Here is a 15,970-nt window from a genome sequence, read left to right on the forward strand (position 1 = left end):
ACGCACATATCTTATATGAAAATTTCAACTTGTGGAACTGCCGACGGTTTGCCGAATAAATAGCCTTGGAACAACTGATACCCATTCGCTTTCAACCACTCAAAATCTTCTACCGTCTCTATACCCTCTGCTAAAGGAATCGAATCCACCGCCAACGCTTTTTCAAGAAACTCTGCTGCGATATGTTGCTTAGCAAGATCAGTCGCGACACCTTGTACATACTTGATATCGAGCTTCATGTAGTTCGGACGAAGGAATGAGAGGACTTCAACTGTGTTATAGCCTTCCCCGACATCATCAAGCGCATACTCGAATCCTTTTGAATGATAGTACTCCAAAATCGTTTTTAAATGGCCCATGTCTTCCACTTTTTCCGACTCCACAACTTCGAAAATCAAACGATATGGATCAATTTCCAATTCCTTCGCCAAATGAATCGTCGAGCGCAAGCAAAACTCCGGCGAATAGATAGCGGTTGGAATGAAATTAATAAATGCTTTTTGCGTAATCTGTTGTGCGTAGCGAACTGCCGTTAGACGACACACTCTGTCAAGAGCATATAATCTACCGCGCTCTTTTGCTGCGGAGAAAATTTCATTTGGATAAATCACTCTACCGTCTTGATGATAAAAGCGCGCAAGCAATTCATAGGCATAAATCTCGAGCTCGGGTGTAACAATAGGCTGATAATGGCTCGCCAATTGTTCGTTTTGAATGACTTGGTCAATCCATTGCATGTCGACTACTTGCATGACTTCCGAGAACGGCCGCCAGTCGGTTTGATCGAGACGAAACTGAATGGAATCTATTTCTACTGCATGATCGACGCAAAAGTCGTATAATTCTTTTATCCCTTGTTCTTTCACATGAAATGTATAACTTTCCTGGTTCACCAGCATCTCGGCTCGTTTCAAATGATCTTCTACTGATTCGAACAATGCTGTTTGTTTACAATTTTCAAATGAGACTTCATAATCCATCTCACGGACAACACAACCTTTGCAAGGCATTTACTTCACTCCTTCAGCATCTGATTTGAAAATCATATCATATTTCAGGTCCTTTTCTCATACAGGAGTATAGAAATATAGTTTTTCTAGTTAAATAGCACGCCAGGGTTTAAATTACTTTCATTTGTGGAATGACAAGGATATAGAACGTTTACTCGTTTCGACGGAAGTTAGACGTTCAAATTAGAAACGCACTTATTATGTGGAGGTGACTAGATTGAAGGTGCTCTTGTATATTAGTGCCATAGTCGCCGTTGCGGCTTTAGTGGTTATCGCAATTGCTATTATTAAAACAGCCAAAGCGGTCAAAGAAGCAATGACAGATGTAAAAGAAACGATGAAACGTGTGGAACTGAAAGTGGGCGGTATCACAGATAAAGCGGATCAGCTCATGACGCAGACAAACCAAATTGCGGATGATGCGAATGCAAAACTGCAATCGGTTGACGGATTGGCGGCTTCAGCGAAAGAACTTCGCGAATCCACCCAGTACGTGCAAAACTCTATCGCTAAAATGGCAGATCAAGTATCAGCGCCTCCTGGCAAATACGCCAAGCTGATGGAGCAAACGACTGCATTGTCTGAAGTAGCGTCAAAAATGTTCTACAAGATGAAGCAGAATAACGGAGAGAGGTGAACTTGATGGATTGGGTACTAGGAATAGGCGTATTGCTCATCGGCATCGCGCTAATTATTGTCGCAATCGTGTTAATTAAACCACTTGGAAAATTGACCGAAGTATTGGAAAGTGTCAAGAAGACGACCGATACCCTGCCGTCAACGGTAGCAGAAGTTACGGGTCAGACACAGCAAATTCTGCATACGACGAATGATACGATCAGTAATGTAAACAAACAGATTTATGAAGTGACACCGGTCTTCCAGATTGTCGGGGATGTTGGTGAGGCTTCACGCGAAGTAACGACTGCCGCACTCGATACGACGATTCGTTTTAAAGATCGTGTAGGGAATGCAGGCGAGTTTGTTCGCGAAAAAGAGTATAAAGGGTTATATGGAGTCGCTACGTTGGCATTTTATTTGATGCAGCAACGCAAAGAGCTGAAGAAGATGCGACCTTAAGTGGACGAGTTGTTCAGTTCACTCATATAAAACGTAAATCAGACCACTAATTCGCTACATGAATTAGTGGTCTTTTATATGTCGGTCGTTTGCGTTTCTTCACCTATGCGAAAGAGAAATTCTTATTCACTTGAAGATAATTCATATAAGTAATATTAATGAACTTGTGATTAAGATAAATAGTCTTCCACTACCTACTGATTCTTTTACCAACTTCACATTTCCCCCCAACTACCGATAGTTAATTCCCACTATCATAACACCTATTCTTTAGTTTGATTGCAAAGTTCCCCATGCCTAACCCTAAAAAAAGACTGAAGTTCAAACCCGATTGGGATTGATCTTCAGTCTTTGTCAGCACTTAAAGTGATGCATTTTCTGGTGCTGGTAACTTTTTTTGTGGAACACTCTGTTCTGCACGATCCTTAGCAGCGCTCACGGATTGCTTACGCTTCTTAAAGATGTAATAACCTAACATAGCCGAACCGTAGATGTTGCCTAGTTTCTTGTTTTGCTCTGATGTGTCTGTGTGGTCTCCTTTTTGTTGAACAGACGACGACACGTCCACTAATGAAGAAGACAACTGGTGTGTAGATTCTCCAAGATCGCCGATTACTTGGAACAATGGAGTCAGATTTTCAATTTTTGTATTGATATCTGCTAAAGATTCATTACTGTTTTTAATTAAATTACCGGTTTCATCCAAAATGCCATCAAGTTGTTTCGGAAGCGCTCCTACCGTTTCATCGACATCGTGTAGAATATTTCCAACTTGTTGTAAAACCTTAGCGAAATAGATAGCTAAAATGACGAAGGCAATACCGATTAGTATAACGCCAATTCCAACGAGATCCATTCTCAACCCTCATTTCCTTTTACGTATTTTTTACACTCTTCTTGCCGCGTTGCCATGAATCGTAAACTTGGGCACCAAACTCTCCGTATTGCATTGCCTGAACGAACTTTTCGGTTCCCGGAAGAGAACCATCCTCTTCAAACTGTTTTGTCCGCTTGTTTACTTCTTCACTTAAGTACTGGCTGGATCGTCCAATATTTTCAATCGTAGAAAATAAAGGTGTCGTTGCCGCGAGTTTCACTTGAACATCTGTCGCCAGTTGTTCAGTCTCATTTAAAGTTCCATATAATTGCTCTATGCTTTGGTCGAGCTCTGCCTCTACCCCTTTTACTGTTCCCATAACGGTTAGCAATAAGTTCGAAGACTTCGTTAGTAACAATGAAAGGTAGATGGCGACAATCAATATTGAGATTGCAATTAATAATAAACCAATGTACGCCATACACACATCCTCCTCTCCAACAGACTAAATACATCTTATCATTCTATACCACTCTCAGTTTTTCTAAAACATTAATCACCTGAAGTTCTGTCATACGAGTGTAAAAATATAATTTTCATCTGTAGTGACTAGATATGGAAACCAATGCGACTCACGGGTGTATTACTTAATAAGTAGAGACTTCCATCTTCAACAAAAAATCCTATGCCCCGTATGGGAACATAGGATTTTTTATTATTCTTCATGTCGTCCGACACAACGCTCACATTCGTACATCATAGACTCTTGCTTTTCCTTGAACTGGTTCCCACATTCTGTACAAACCTTTTCCACCATTTGTCTTTTTTGCTCAGTGTTCTTTTTCATCGTACATTCCTCCATTCATTTAGTTGTCATCCCCCTGTACTGATACAGCAACTTTTCTTAAGACTAATATATAACAGTATCGTCAGACTTGTCACTCTTTTCAGACGGAACCTGTTATTTTACGATAGAATCCAAAAGAGCACGACGAATATAGGAAATAGAAAAGATTAATAAAATGGCATGTCAATATCGCGACATACCATTTCTTTCCTCTTTACATCATCACACCATAAACTATTACAGCCGCGATGATGACTAGCGTTACGACAAACACCGTCCATTGCATATTATCCGGCTTTTCTGGTCTACTATCCCATTTCTGCATGAATAAACGCTTCCTTTCTGGTGTGTAGTTCTTCATTCATTAGTTTTCCCTTCTGTTTACGAATTAAACGCGATGTATTTGTGTATAATCAGAAAACAGATCTATATGAATGAATCTTCATACTATCTTCATAATGCTATTGCCCGATAATAAAATATGTACGTATTATTCCATAAATAAATTAAATGATTGATCTTCTCAATTTTTTAAAACCTGAACTAAACAAGCAACCGCTTACATTTACAGAGTGATTTAAATATAGTCATTATTCACGAAATAAACATACAATTTAGAACTTTCGTATGTTCATTCGGTTTTTTTCATGTTATTATGAGTAAACGTTGATTCAATAACGGAGGTTAGATGATAAGTGATGAAGGTGAAAAAAATGGAAACTCCAAGTGTTCAAGTTGAAGATATCTTAATCGCGAACCAGCTGCTAAAAGACATTGTAGCGCATACGCCTTTACAGAAAAATGATCGTCTATCGGAAAAGTATGACTGTCATGTGTATATTAAGCGGGAAGATTTGCAGCATGTTCGTTCCTTTAAATTGCGCGGTGCTTATTATAAGATGAAGCGCATTGAAACAGAAGCACGTAAAAAAGGAATTGTTTGCGCTAGTGCAGGAAACCATGCACAAGGTGTAGCTTTCGCTTGTGCAAACCTAGACATTGACGGCAAGATCTTCATGCCTCAAACTACTCCTAAACAAAAAGTAAACATGGTGAAAATGTTCGGACGTGATCGCATTGAAATTATTTTAGTCGGAGATACTTTCGACGATTGTTTCGAGAGGGCGCTCGATTTGATGGAGAAAGAAAAGCGTATTTTCATCCATCCATTCAATGATAAGGATATTATCGCGGGGCAAGGAACGGTAGCTGTCGAGATCATGAATGATATCGAAGAGCCGATTGATTATGTATTTGCAAGTATCGGCGGTGGTGGTTTAATGTCAGGAATCAGTACCTACATCAAAAACTTGTCTCCGCATACGAAGATGATCGGCGCAGAGCCAGCAGGTGCAGCAAGTATGAAGGCTTCTATCGACGCCCAAAAAGTCGTACCTCTGGCAACGATTGATAAATTCGTCGATGGCGCGGCCGTCAAGTGCGTAGGCGATCTGAATTACAATATTTGTAATAACTATTTAGAAAACATCGTCAGCGTTCCTGAAGGTAAAGTATGTACCGCCATTCTCGACTTATACAATGAACACGCGATCATCGCAGAGCCAGCAGGTGCACTTCCGATCGCTGCACTCGATTTCTATAAAAATGAAATCAAAGGCAAATGTGTCGTCTGCGTGATCAGTGGCGGAAACAACGATATTGGTAGAATGCAGGAAATCAAAGAGAAGTCGATGATTTACGAAGGCTTGCTGTATTATTTCCTTGTGGACTTTCCACAACGTGCAGGTGCACTACGCCAGTTCCTTGATGGTGTACTTGGACCGGATGATGATATTACGATGTTCGAGTATACGAAGAAAAATAACAAAGAGAGCGGTCCAGGTCTTGTCGGAATTGAGATTAAGCGCAAAGAAGATTATAACGGCCTGATTGCGCGTATGGAAAAGAACGGTTTCCCTTATAAAGAAGTGAACAAAGACAGTTCGTTGTTCGGGTTGTTAATTTAATAAAAGTTCTGCCGCAAGAGTCATCGCGACTTCTTGCGGCATTTTTTCGTGGCCATATACATAGTAGTATGGTGGTTACACTTCATTGACCTGCGCTGATTCTTATGCATCAACAGATCAGACATTCAAAACCTACCTTGCACTATCTTCTAACATAACAAAATGACTATCCCCATCTCACACGAATCTATTCACACCAATTATGAAAGGTTTTCAACATAAAAAAACTGGGTATTTAATTACTAAAACATTCATAAATAGCACATGCTATCTGTACATAAGAAGAACACTTTTTATGAAAACTGCAGAAAAGGCGGTGACTCTGACATGGGCCCCAAACATAGTAAATTCAGTATATCCATACTCTTCATAGTTCCCCTGCTCATCTTAGCAAGCCTCACGGTCCCATACTTCACAACAATTCAAAACGGTGCGGATGTCTATCTTCAATCAGAAACGATTACCGAGCAAGATGCAACCGAAAATTATGTCATGTTACGCTACGACGTGGAAAAAGTACCAAAGGAGCGTATGACGCCTAGTTTAGTGACTGCATTAAAAAAACCCGATGAACTCGGTCAGACACGAGTGTTTGGCGTATTGGAACAAAAAGACGGAGTATCTGAATTGGTTTCATTGAGCGACAAAAAACCCGCTGAAGGCGTCTATTTAATGGGCTGGCTGGCGCAGACGACCGATCGAGAATATCGTCAAAACGATCATTATATCGTGAATTTCGGACTGGATCGCGTCTATGTTCCCGAGTTTGGCCACCGCGTTGCGGCAGACAGCGTGCAAGACCGTACGATGACCGCGCACTTTAAAGTTCTTGACGGCAATAGCATTTTGCGCGAATTCCAAACCAACTAAAAGAAGCAAAAAGGAAGAGTACGGCTCTCCCTTTTTGCTTCCTTTTGCATTATAAACCTAATGAAATATATTTTACTTCTAAATATTCATCCATACCTTGATGACCACCTTCACGTCCAAGACCACTTTGTTTAAAGCCACCAAACGGAGCTTGTGGTGCTGACGGCAAGCCATCATTCAAACCTACGATACCATACTCCAATGCTTCACAAATTTGAATACCACGTGTGATATTTTCGGTGAAGACGTATGATGCGAGTCCAAATACAGTATCATTCGCACGCTCGATTGCTTCTTCTTGTGTTTCAAACGTCGCAATCGGCAATACCGGGCCAAATGTCTCTTCTTGCATACAGAGCATATCGTCCGTTACACCTCTCAAAACAGTCGGTTGGTAGAATAATCCATTTACGAGTTCGCCACCTGTGACGACTGTCGCACCTTTGGATTTCGCATCTTCTACATGTTCTTGTACTTTATCGATTGCATCCTGGTCAATTAATGGACCAATTACGACGCCTTCTTCTTTACCGTCGCCAACTTTCAATTTCTTCGTTTCTTCTGCAATTCGCGTGGTGAATTCCTCCGCGATCGATGAATGAACATACATACGGTTCGCGCAAACACAAGTTTGTCCTGCATTACGGAATTTCGCTGCGATGACGCCATCTACTGCTTTGTCAAGATCCGCGTCCGCCATAACAATCGCTGGTGCCTGTCCACCGAGTTCCAATGAAATCTTCTTCATCGTATCGGCTGCACCTTTCATCAATGTCTTACCAATTTCAGTAGATCCTGTAAACGTCAGCTTACGCACACGACCGTCTTCTTGCCACGCCTCTGCAATTTCACCCGCACTGCCCGTTACAATGTTCAGCACACCATCCGGAATACCCGCTTCTTGTGCTAGCTCTATTAAACGAATTGCAGTGAGCGGAGTCTGGGAAGCCGGCTTCATGACGACTGTACAGCCTGCTGCAAGTGCTGGCGCAATTTTACGTGCAATCATAGCCGCTGGGAAGTTCCATGGTGTAATCGACGCGATGACGCCCACTGGTTGCTTGTGCACGAACATTCGCTTATTAGACTGCATAGCCGGAATGGTTTCACCGTAAATCCGCTTTCCTTCTTCTGCAAACCAACTGATATATCCATTCGAATAACGCATTTCGCCAAGTGCTTCCGCTAACGGCTTCCCTTGCTCAGTCGTCATCGTGTCGGCTACGCTTTCTTCATTTTTCTCAATCAACGCATGCCATTTCATTAAATACGCACTGCGTTCATACGCCGACAATGCGGCCCAGTCCGAAAACGCCGCAGAAGCCGCATCGACCGCTTGCTTCGCTTCCGCTTTGCCGCCTTTAGGTACGGCCCCGATCGTCTCACCTGTTGAAGGATTCACTACTTCGATTTGGGGTAAATCCGCACCAAGTCGCTTTCCGTTGATGATCATTTCAGTCGTTTTCATATCCAACCTCTCCTTTATTTAGCATCATTAACACGTTCAACGGGAATATCCGCCACTATATCATTTAATACCCAACTGGCTAGAATTAAACCAGCGACTGACGGGCAAAATGCATTGGAAGCTGGAGGTATTTGTGCTTTTCGTATCGATGCGTCGGCCTTACCGACTGTTTCCAGGACATCTTCTCGGACAACGATTGGGCTTTCATCAGAAAACACAACAGGCACACCTTTAGAAATACCAAGCTTACGCAAACGAAGACGCATCACTTTTGCTAATGGATCGGTATGCGTTTTCGAAATATCAGCAATCCGAAAACGAGTCGGATCTGTTTTATTGGCAGCACCCATGCTCGATATTACTTTAATACCTCGTTCAACACATTGCTGGATCAAATGAATCTTATAGCTGATCGTGTCCGATGCATCAATTACATAATCGGGCTTATATGAAAAGAATTCTTCAGACGTCTCTTCGGTGTAGAACATATGTAAATCAATCACTTCACACTCTGCGTTGATATCTGCAATTCGTTCTTTCATGACTTCAGATTTCGAACGCCCTACCGTTGATAAATAAGCGACCAATTGGCGGTTGATATTGGTGACATCGATCGTGTCTTTATCGACTAAGATAATGCGTCCAACACCAGTGCGTGCACACGCTTCAGCTGCGAATGAACCGACGCCACCGACACCTAAAATCGCAACCGTTTTGCCTTTCATTCTTTCTACGCCTTCTGTACCAATCGATAATTCATTTCTCGAAAATTGATGTAACATCTATACCGCATCCTTTATGATTAATTGTATTCACTCTATCCTAAAACAGTCACCTGCACTCGCGCAACTAACTGAATTTTAGACACTAAAAAACCTTCTCGCTTACGCAAGAAGGTGAATGGTTGTAGGAAAGTGAAATCCCGACTGTGCCGTCTTTGAATATCGCTTTGAACCCGCTAATAGCAGGTGGGTGTCCTGTATAACTCTTTTGGCGTCCCGATTAAAGGCATGTCATCCAAGCTATAACGTTGAACTCCCGACGATAAGATGTTGGGTCAAAACTAATTTACAAATGACGAACACTTCAGGATTTCTACTAACTTCATCTTATCATACGCATTTTTATAATTCAATCTATTTGAACAAAGTCTTTAAAAATAGTTGTTTCCTCACTTTTTTGCTAGTTCAGTGACTACTTTTATCCCGAGTTCTTTCAACTGTGCCTCGTCAACAGAACTAGGTGCTTCTGTCAATAGATCACTTGCACTAGCTGTTTTAGGGAACGCGATCGTATCGCGCAAGTTTGTAGATCCCGCAAGCAACATCACGATACGGTCTAGACCGAATGCGATTCCGCCGTGTGGAGGTGTTCCGTATTCAAACGCATCCAACAAGAATCCAAATTGCTCGCGCGCTTGTTCTTCTGTGAATCCAAGTGCTTTGAACATGGCTTCTTGCACATCACGTTGGTAAATACGCAAAGATCCGCCACCTAGCTCATATCCGTTCAATACTAGATCGTACGCTTGTGCTTTTACTGTTTCCGGGCTCGTTTTCAATTCTTCCACGTCAGCCGGCATAGTGAATGGGTGATGTGCTGCATAATAACGACCGTCTTCCTCATCGTATTCAAATAATGGCCAATCTGTAACCCACAGGAAGTTATATTGAGACTGATCAATTAAATCTAGTTCTTTTCCAAGCTTCAGACGTAACGCGCCTAATGAATCGGCAACTACAGACTTCTTATCTGCTCCGAATAAGAATAAATCTCCAGGTTCTCCGCCACCAGCTGCTTTTAACGCTTCGCCAATTTCTCCATCGAAGAATTTCGCAATCGGGCCATTGAAGCCGTCTTCCGTCACTTTTAACCACGCCATACCTTTCGCACCATACACTTTAGCAAACTCGCCAAGTGCATCGATATCTTTACGAGAATACTGATCCGCTGCACCTTTAACGTTGATCAATTTCACCTGTCCGCCCGCTTCTACTGCACTAGCGAACACTTTGAATGAAGAGTCTTTGACGATCTCAGATACGTCCGTCAATTCCATTCCGAAACGAGTATCCGGCTTGTCTGAACCGAAACGGCCCATTGCTTCGTCATACGGAATGCGTTTAAACGGCGTTTCTACGTCTATTTGTTTGACGTCTTTCATGACTTTCTTGATCAAACGTTCGTTAAGCTCCAAAATTTCTTCGATTGACATGAAACTCATTTCCATATCGATTTGCGTGAATTCTGGTTGACGGTCTGCACGTAAATCTTCATCGCGGAAACAACGAGCAATTTGGTAATAGCGATCGAAACCGGATACCATCAATAACTGCTTAAATAACTGCGGTGACTGTGGCAATGCGTAAAATTCACCTTCGTGAACACGGCTTGGCACTAAGTAATCACGTGCGCCTTCAGGAGTCGATTTCGTTAGAATCGGTGTTTCCACTTCTAAGAATCCTTCATCATCCAAGAAGTTACGCACTGTTTTCGTAATATCTGAACGCATTTTGAAAACTTTTGCAAGCTCAGGACGACGCAAGTCTAAGTAACGGTACTTCAGACGCGTCTCTTCGCCTACATCCGTTTCGTCTTCAATGGTAAATGGTGGGTTTTTCGCTTCGTTGATGACTTTTACTTCAACAACTTGCACTTCAATAGCACCTGTCGCAATGTTTTTATTCTTTGTACGTTCTTCACGTTCGATGACGAGACCCGTAACTTCGATGACGTATTCATTACGCAATGTTTCAGCAATTTCAAGTGCCTCTTTTGAGATGTCCGGGTTGAAGACTGTCTGGACGATGCCTGCGCGGTCGCGGACATCGATGAAGATGAGTCCACCGAGATCACGGCGCTTCTGCACCCAGCCTTTGAGTGTGACTTCTTCTCCGATTTGTAGTTCTGATAAATTCCCACAATAATGTGTGCGTTGCATTGTAGCTACACTACCCTTCTGATGTTTGAGTTTGTATTTTTTTATTAAATGAAAGACTAAGTAGAAAGTGAAAATAGTGTTGTGGTTGGGGATTTCCGTTCCGAGCGGACGCTTTCCCATGGGCGTGGCTTGAGCCTCCTCGTCACTACGTTCCTGCGGGGGTCTCAAGGCGCACGCTGATCCATCGGGAGTCGCCGCTCTGCACTCCTATCCCTAATTAGGACATTGAAATGCGTTGTGACTGTACTTGAATTTGACCTTATACTTGTATTATAAAACAAAGTACAAGTACAGAAAAAATTCGCTTACAGACTTTAGTGACATCCTCTATGATCTAAAGTCTCTTTGCAGGATTGGAGCGTTAGAGGGGCGACTACCGCGGGCCCTCGGGAAAGCGTCCCCGCTGAAGCGCAAATCCCATGCGCTATCGATACTTTTACGCCTTCAATTCGCCGATCAATTCTTCAACCTTCACTTTTTTCTGTTCACCGTCTGCCATGCTCTTTAGCTGGACGACGTTTTCGTTCACTTCGTCTTCGCCGATGACGATGACGTGATGTGCTTTCAAGCGGTCGGCGGACTTCATTTGAGCCTTCATCTTGCGGTCCATATAGTCCATCTCGCTGCGTAAACCGTTCTCGCGTAGCTTACTAAGAATTTCGAAGCCTTTTTCTCGTGCTACGTCGCCCAATGTGACGATGTAGACGTCGAGTGAAGGTTCGTCTGCAAAGGACTTTTCTTCTGCCTCAAGTGCTAGTAAAAGTCGTTCGATGCTGAGGGCAAAGCCGATGCCTGGTGCTGCTGGGCCGCCTATTTCTTCAGCAAGTCCGTTGTAACGTCCGCCGCCACATAGAGTTGTGATTGCACCAAAGCCTTTAGACGTGCTCATGATCTCGAATGCCGTGTGGTTGTAGTAATCCAGTCCCCGTACAAGATTCGGGTCGTATTCGTACTTGATGCCTGCGATGTCTAAATAGCTCTTCACTTTTTCAAAGTACACGCTTGATTGTTCATTGAGATAATCAGCAAGTGATGGAGCTGTTTTCATCAATGGGTGTTCTCTATCCACTTTACAATCCAGAATGCGCAATGGGTTTTTCTCCAGACGGTTTTGACAGTCTGAACAGAATTCGCCAATATTCGGGCTGAAGTGTGCAATTAGCGCTTCGCGATGTGCGTCACGTGATTCTTTGTCGCCAAGTGAATTCAGTACGAGTTTGATATCCGTCAAGCCAGTTTTCTTATAGATGTTCATTGCCAACTCAATAACCTCTGCATCGATAGCCGGATCATCACTGCCGATTGCCTCTACGCCGAATTGGACGAATTGACGGTAACGGCCAGCTTGTTGACGTTCATAGCGGAACATTGGCCCCGTGTAGTATAGCTTCACAGGCTGATCTGCATAGCCAAACATCTTGTGCTCGACGAATGAACGCACGACAGGCGCTGTACCTTCTGGGCGCAACGTCATCGAGCGATCTCCTCGATCCGTGAATGTATACATCTCTTTTTGCACAATATCTGTCGTATCACCGACTGTGCGCTGGAATAATTCTGTTTGTTCGAAAATCGGTGTGCGGATTTCCTTGTAGTTGTAGACATCACAAATCGAACGAGCGATCTTTTCAACGCGCTGCCACTTCCAAGAAACATCAGGTAGAATATCCTGCGTACCGCGGGGAACTTTAAAATTCATTAATAAAACTCCTTTCGATGATCTAATAACGGGCGAACTTTCTGAGAACACAAAAAAGCTCCCATCCCTAATAAAACAGGGACGAGAGCTTGTAGCTTCCGCGGTTCCACCCAAATTGACACAAATGTGCCCACTCGAATCCGGATAACGGCCGGTTCCGTTCACGCCTACTAATTTCAGCATGAATCCTCCGTGGTGTTATTCGCTTTACGGTACTGTCAGGGAATTTCAGCCAAGTCCCCCGTTCTCTTTCCAGCCTGAAGTAAAGGTATTTTCCACATCATCGGTAAATGAATTAATTCGATTACTTTCTATGTTAGTCGTAACCGCGGAAACTGTCAACTTGTTTGACGATTTATGTGTAATGGTCATAGTGCGCAAATGCTCATACGAAACGTATATCCGCTCTATTTCCATCCATGAGCGCTCAATAAAACGTTGCAATCGCTCTATCGCACCTGCGATCCGCTCATAGACTCGCGACAAGCGCTCTATCAAACACCGCAAACGCTCATAAACCGCATTCCCTACTCACCTAGACTCAATCATCAACGTCACAGGACCATCATTCGTCAACTGTACGTCCATCATCGCACCGAACTGTCCTGTCTCTACGTGAAGTCCATGACCGCGTAGCTGTTCATTGAAGTATTCCCATAACGGTTCCGCTACATCAGTTTTCGCCGCCTCGATAAAGCTTGGACGACGCCCTTTTTGTACGTTGCCATACAAAGTAAACTGGGAAACCGACAAAATCGCGCCATCGACTTCTTTAATTGAACGATTCAATTTCCCTTCGTCGTCTTCATAGATACGTAAACCGGCGACTTTATTGGCAATATAGTTGGCATCTTGTTCGGTATCGTCATGCGTGATGCCGACAAGCAACACATAGCCAGTTGAAATAGAGCCTGTAATTTCTCCGCCTACTGTTACGGAAGCGTCTTTTGCACGCTGTAATAATACTCGCATGTTCGCACCTCCTATTTAGTTCATCACCCGTTCTACAGAATACACATCTTTGATCTGTTTGATCTTATCGACAGTGCGTTGTAGATGTGTAATGTTTTGAATCTTGATTGACATATGGATATGCGCAATATCATCTTTATCCGCTTTGCCACTCACTGCGATAATCGGCGTATTCATATCCGCTACCACCATCATCACTTCATTCAGCAATCCTTGTCGATCGAATGCCGAAATTTCAATATCAACTTGGAATTCTTTTCGAACTTGATCGTCCTGTAATGCCCATTGGACTTCAATGATACGTTCTTGCTGTCCTTGTTCAGACAAAACGTTCGGACAATCAGTACGGTGAACGGAAACACCGCGACCTCGTGTAATAAAGCCAACGATATCATCGCCCGGCACCGGGTTACAGCATTTCGAAATACGTATCAGCATATTGTCGATGTCTTTAACGATTACGCCTGACTCCGTCTGTTTCTCCGGCTTGGGTGTTTGAATTTCTGAGACAATTTTATCAATCGTTTCTTTTTTCGCGCGTTCCTTGCGCATTCGCTCAGCTAGTTGATTGACTACTTGTTGCGCAGTAATGCCGCCGGATCCGACTGCGGCATAGAGGTCTTCTTCAGAAGTGAAACTGAATTTATCAATGGTACGTTGCATATTTTCTTTACTTAACGCTTCTTTGATATCATACTCTTCATCTTTCAATTCTTTCTGAATCATCTCGCTACCTTTGTCGATGTTCTCATCACGCAATTGTTTCTTGAAATATTGGCGAATCTTATTTTTCGCCTGGGATGTATGCGCTAGTTTCAACCAATCACGGCTTGGACCAAATGATTGTTTCGACGTCAGAATCTCGACGATATCACCTGTAGATAACGACGAATCAAGTGGTACGATTTTTCCATTCACTTTAGCACCCGTCGTCCGGTTACCAATTTCGGAATGCACACGATAGGCAAAGTCGATCGGTACGGATCCTTGCGGCAATTCGATGACATCCCCGTCTGGCGTAAATACATAGACCATGTCCGAAAACAAGTCGAACTTCAATGACTCCATAAATTCTTGTGCATTAGACGATTCATTTTGAATTTCCAATATCTCACGGAACCAAGTCAGTTTCGAATCAATATCACTAGAAAGCTTTGCGACTTGCTTACCTTCTTTATACGCCCAATGCGCTGCCACACCAAATTCCGAAATTCGGTGCATTTCTTCCGTCCGAATTTGTACTTCGAGCGGATCTCCCGCAGGACCGACAACTGTCGTATGGATTGATTGATACAAATTTTGTTTGGGCATCGCGATATAATCCTTGAATCGTCCGGGCATTGGCTTCCATAATGTATGGATAATTCCAAGTGCTGCATAGCAATCTTTAATGCTTTTTACGACGATACGAACTGCCAGTAGATCATAAATTTCATTGAACTCTTTTTTCTGAATGACCATCTTTTGATAAATAGAATACAAGTGCTTCGGTCTGCCATGAATTTCTGCAGCGATCCCCATTTCATCCAGTTCGACACGCATTTGATTCATGACGTCTTTCAAGTATTGTTCACGTTCTGTCCGCTTTTGCTTCATGAGATTTACGATACGATAATACTGTTGGGGGTTGGAATAACGCAATGCGATATCTTCGAGTTCCCATTTAATCGTGGAAATTCCGAGACGGTGAGCGAGTGGAGAGAAAATTTCTAATGTTTCTTCCGATACACGGCGTTGCTTCGCTGCTGGAACATGCTTGAGTGTACGCATATTATGCAGGCGGTCTGCAAGTTTAATTAAAATGACACGGATATCCTGTGCCATCGCAATAAACATTTTGCGGTGGTTTTCCGCTTGCTTTTCTTCGTTGGACCTAAATTTCAATTTATCGAGCTTCGTCACACCGTCCACAAGCATCGCAACTTCATCGCCGAATTCACGGATAATATCTTCGCGACTGATTTCCGTATCCTCTACTACATCATGCAAGAAGCCGGCTGCAACCGTTTCTGGGTCCATTTGAAGACCCGCCAAAATACCAGCTACTTGAATCGGATGGTTGATATACGGTTCACCTGAAGTCCTAAATTGACCTTCATGCGACTTTTCAGCCATTACATATGCCCGCTTAATAAACTCAACGTGTTCTTCGTTCATATATTTGGCGACCAGGTCGTATATATCTTGTTCTGTCAGGTCTTGATTTTTCGCCATGGACTTACCCCTTTCTTCCTATTTCGTAAATATTTAGATAATAAGTTTTAGTAGTATATGTATAATATCACCTATATGTAAAGTG

Annotated in this window: 15 protein-coding genes, 1 other RNA gene and 1 other annotated feature; of the genes, 4 read left to right on the top strand and 12 right to left on the bottom strand. The window is 42.9% G+C overall.

Going from position 1 to position 15,970, the window contains the following annotated elements; all coding sequences use genetic code 11:
- Positions 1-11: 11 nt before the first annotated feature.
- Positions 12-1,010 (bottom strand): EAL domain-containing protein, encoded by a 999-nt coding sequence (locus CSV61_RS09040; RefSeq protein WP_083031714.1) that lies wholly within the window; start codon positions 1,008-1,010, stop codon positions 12-14.
- A gap of 223 nt (positions 1,011-1,233) precedes the next feature.
- Here CSV61_RS09040 and CSV61_RS09045 point away from each other — a divergent pair, with 223 nt between their 5' ends.
- Together CSV61_RS09045 and CSV61_RS09050 are read left to right on the top strand one after the other, a co-directional pair.
- Positions 1,234-1,647, top strand: a complete 414-nt coding sequence (locus CSV61_RS09045; protein WP_233193572.1) for a DUF948 domain-containing protein — start codon at positions 1,234-1,236, stop codon at positions 1,645-1,647.
- Between the two features lie 5 nt (positions 1,648-1,652).
- A complete protein-coding gene (locus CSV61_RS09050) occupies positions 1,653-2,090 on the top strand; it encodes a DUF948 domain-containing protein (RefSeq protein ID WP_029053736.1) in 438 nt (145 codons plus the stop codon).
- Positions 2,091-2,451: 361 nt separating this feature from the next.
- On the opposite strand, the gene CSV61_RS09055 is transcribed toward CSV61_RS09050, so the two are convergent.
- The 4 genes from CSV61_RS09055 to CSV61_RS16800 form a co-directional block, all read right to left on the bottom strand.
- Positions 2,452-2,946, bottom strand: coding sequence for a DUF948 domain-containing protein (locus tag CSV61_RS09055; RefSeq protein WP_233193566.1), 495 nt, complete (start codon positions 2,944-2,946; stop codon positions 2,452-2,454).
- Positions 2,947-2,965: 19 nt separating this feature from the next.
- Positions 2,966-3,388 carry a DUF948 domain-containing protein gene (locus CSV61_RS09060; protein WP_099638964.1) on the bottom strand — a complete coding sequence of 141 codons (423 nt, stop codon included), beginning with the start codon at positions 3,386-3,388 and terminating at the stop codon, positions 2,966-2,968.
- A gap of 234 nt (positions 3,389-3,622) precedes the next feature.
- Positions 3,623-3,754: a protein YhfH gene (gene yhfH, locus CSV61_RS09065; protein ID WP_099638965.1), complete on the bottom strand. Its 132-nt coding sequence runs from the start codon at positions 3,752-3,754 to the stop codon at positions 3,623-3,625.
- A gap of 214 nt (positions 3,755-3,968) precedes the next feature.
- On the bottom strand, positions 3,969-4,115 hold the full coding sequence (locus CSV61_RS16800; protein ID WP_158233823.1) for a hypothetical protein: 147 nt from the start codon (positions 4,113-4,115) through the stop codon (positions 3,969-3,971).
- Between the two features lie 337 nt (positions 4,116-4,452).
- Here CSV61_RS16800 and ilvA point away from each other — a divergent pair, with 337 nt between their 5' ends.
- Entirely contained in the window at positions 4,453-5,721 is a 1,269-nt protein-coding gene (ilvA, locus tag CSV61_RS09070; RefSeq protein ID WP_099639095.1) for a threonine ammonia-lyase IlvA, read from the top strand.
- Positions 5,722-6,048: 327 nt separating this feature from the next.
- Positions 6,049-6,591 carry a GDYXXLXY domain-containing protein gene (locus CSV61_RS09075; RefSeq protein ID WP_158233824.1) on the top strand — a complete coding sequence of 181 codons (543 nt, stop codon included), beginning with the start codon at positions 6,049-6,051 and terminating at the stop codon, positions 6,589-6,591.
- 49 nt (positions 6,592-6,640) lie between these two features.
- On the opposite strand, the gene CSV61_RS09080 is transcribed toward CSV61_RS09075, so the two are convergent.
- The 7 genes from CSV61_RS09080 to CSV61_RS09110 all read right to left on the bottom strand — a co-directional run bounded on the left by CSV61_RS09080 (position 6,641) and on the right by CSV61_RS09110 (position 15,885).
- Positions 6,641-8,059, bottom strand: a complete 1,419-nt coding sequence (locus CSV61_RS09080; protein ID WP_099638967.1) for an NAD-dependent succinate-semialdehyde dehydrogenase — start codon at positions 8,057-8,059, stop codon at positions 6,641-6,643.
- A 14-nt stretch (positions 8,060-8,073) separates the two neighbouring features.
- The gene (locus tag CSV61_RS09085; protein ID WP_099638968.1) at positions 8,074-8,841 is read right to left on the bottom strand and encodes a tRNA threonylcarbamoyladenosine dehydratase; all 768 of its coding nucleotides are present in this window, start codon (positions 8,839-8,841) and stop codon (positions 8,074-8,076) included.
- A gap of 133 nt (positions 8,842-8,974) precedes the next feature.
- Positions 8,975-9,155, bottom strand: a non-coding RNA gene (gene ssrS, locus CSV61_RS09090) — 6S RNA.
- A 75-nt stretch (positions 9,156-9,230) separates the two neighbouring features.
- Complete coding sequence (aspS, locus tag CSV61_RS09095) at positions 9,231-11,000, bottom strand: aspartate--tRNA ligase (protein ID WP_099639096.1); 1,770 nt, start codon at positions 10,998-11,000, stop codon at positions 9,231-9,233.
- A 436-nt stretch (positions 11,001-11,436) separates the two neighbouring features.
- Entirely contained in the window at positions 11,437-12,699 is a 1,263-nt protein-coding gene (gene hisS / locus CSV61_RS09100) for a histidine--tRNA ligase (protein WP_099638969.1), read from the bottom strand.
- 74 nt (positions 12,700-12,773) lie between these two features.
- Positions 12,774-12,992: a binding site (T-box leader), on the bottom strand.
- Between the two features lie 238 nt (positions 12,993-13,230).
- A complete protein-coding gene (gene dtd, locus CSV61_RS09105) occupies positions 13,231-13,671 on the bottom strand; it encodes a D-aminoacyl-tRNA deacylase (protein ID WP_083031745.1) in 441 nt (146 codons plus the stop codon).
- A 15-nt stretch (positions 13,672-13,686) separates the two neighbouring features.
- Positions 13,687-15,885: a RelA/SpoT family protein gene (locus CSV61_RS09110; protein ID WP_099638970.1), complete on the bottom strand. Its 2,199-nt coding sequence runs from the start codon at positions 15,883-15,885 to the stop codon at positions 13,687-13,689.
- Positions 15,886-15,970: the final 85 nt, after the last annotated feature.

The organism is Sporosarcina sp. P3 (genome assembly GCF_002743415.1).
GTDB lineage: Bacteria > Bacillota > Bacilli > Bacillales_A > Planococcaceae > Sporosarcina > Sporosarcina ureae_A.

Bases quoted from the DNA above. Each gene is read 5' to 3' on its own strand.
- CSV61_RS09085 (WP_099638968.1), bottom strand. From the start codon at position 8,841: ATGTTACATCAATTTTCGAGAAATGAATTATCGATTGGTACAGAAGGC.
- CSV61_RS09110 (WP_099638970.1), bottom strand. From the start codon at position 15,885: ATGGCGAAAAATCAAGACCTGACAGAACAAGATATATACGACCTGGTC.
- yhfH (WP_099638965.1), bottom strand. From the start codon at position 3,754: ATGAAAAAGAACACTGAGCAAAAAAGACAAATGGTGGAAAAGGTTTGT.
- CSV61_RS16800 (WP_158233823.1), bottom strand. From the start codon at position 4,115: ATGAAGAACTACACACCAGAAAGGAAGCGTTTATTCATGCAGAAATGG.
- CSV61_RS09040 (WP_083031714.1), bottom strand. From the start codon at position 1,010: ATGCCTTGCAAAGGTTGTGTTGTCCGTGAGATGGATTATGAAGTCTCA.
- CSV61_RS09055 (WP_233193566.1), bottom strand. From the start codon at position 2,946: ATGGATCTCGTTGGAATTGGCGTTATACTAATCGGTATTGCCTTCGTC.
- dtd (WP_083031745.1), bottom strand. From the start codon at position 13,671: ATGCGAGTATTATTACAGCGTGCAAAAGACGCTTCCGTAACAGTAGGC.
- CSV61_RS09060 (WP_099638964.1), bottom strand. From the start codon at position 3,388: ATGGCGTACATTGGTTTATTATTAATTGCAATCTCAATATTGATTGTC.
- ilvA (WP_099639095.1), top strand. From the start codon at position 4,453: ATGAAGGTGAAAAAAATGGAAACTCCAAGTGTTCAAGTTGAAGATATC.
- aspS (WP_099639096.1), bottom strand. From the start codon at position 11,000: ATGCAACGCACACATTATTGTGGGAATTTATCAGAACTACAAATCGGA.
- CSV61_RS09075 (WP_158233824.1), top strand. From the start codon at position 6,049: ATGGGCCCCAAACATAGTAAATTCAGTATATCCATACTCTTCATAGTT.
- CSV61_RS09050 (WP_029053736.1), top strand. From the start codon at position 1,653: ATGGATTGGGTACTAGGAATAGGCGTATTGCTCATCGGCATCGCGCTA.
- hisS (WP_099638969.1), bottom strand. From the start codon at position 12,699: ATGAATTTTAAAGTTCCCCGCGGTACGCAGGATATTCTACCTGATGTT.
- CSV61_RS09080 (WP_099638967.1), bottom strand. From the start codon at position 8,059: ATGAAAACGACTGAAATGATCATCAACGGAAAGCGACTTGGTGCGGAT.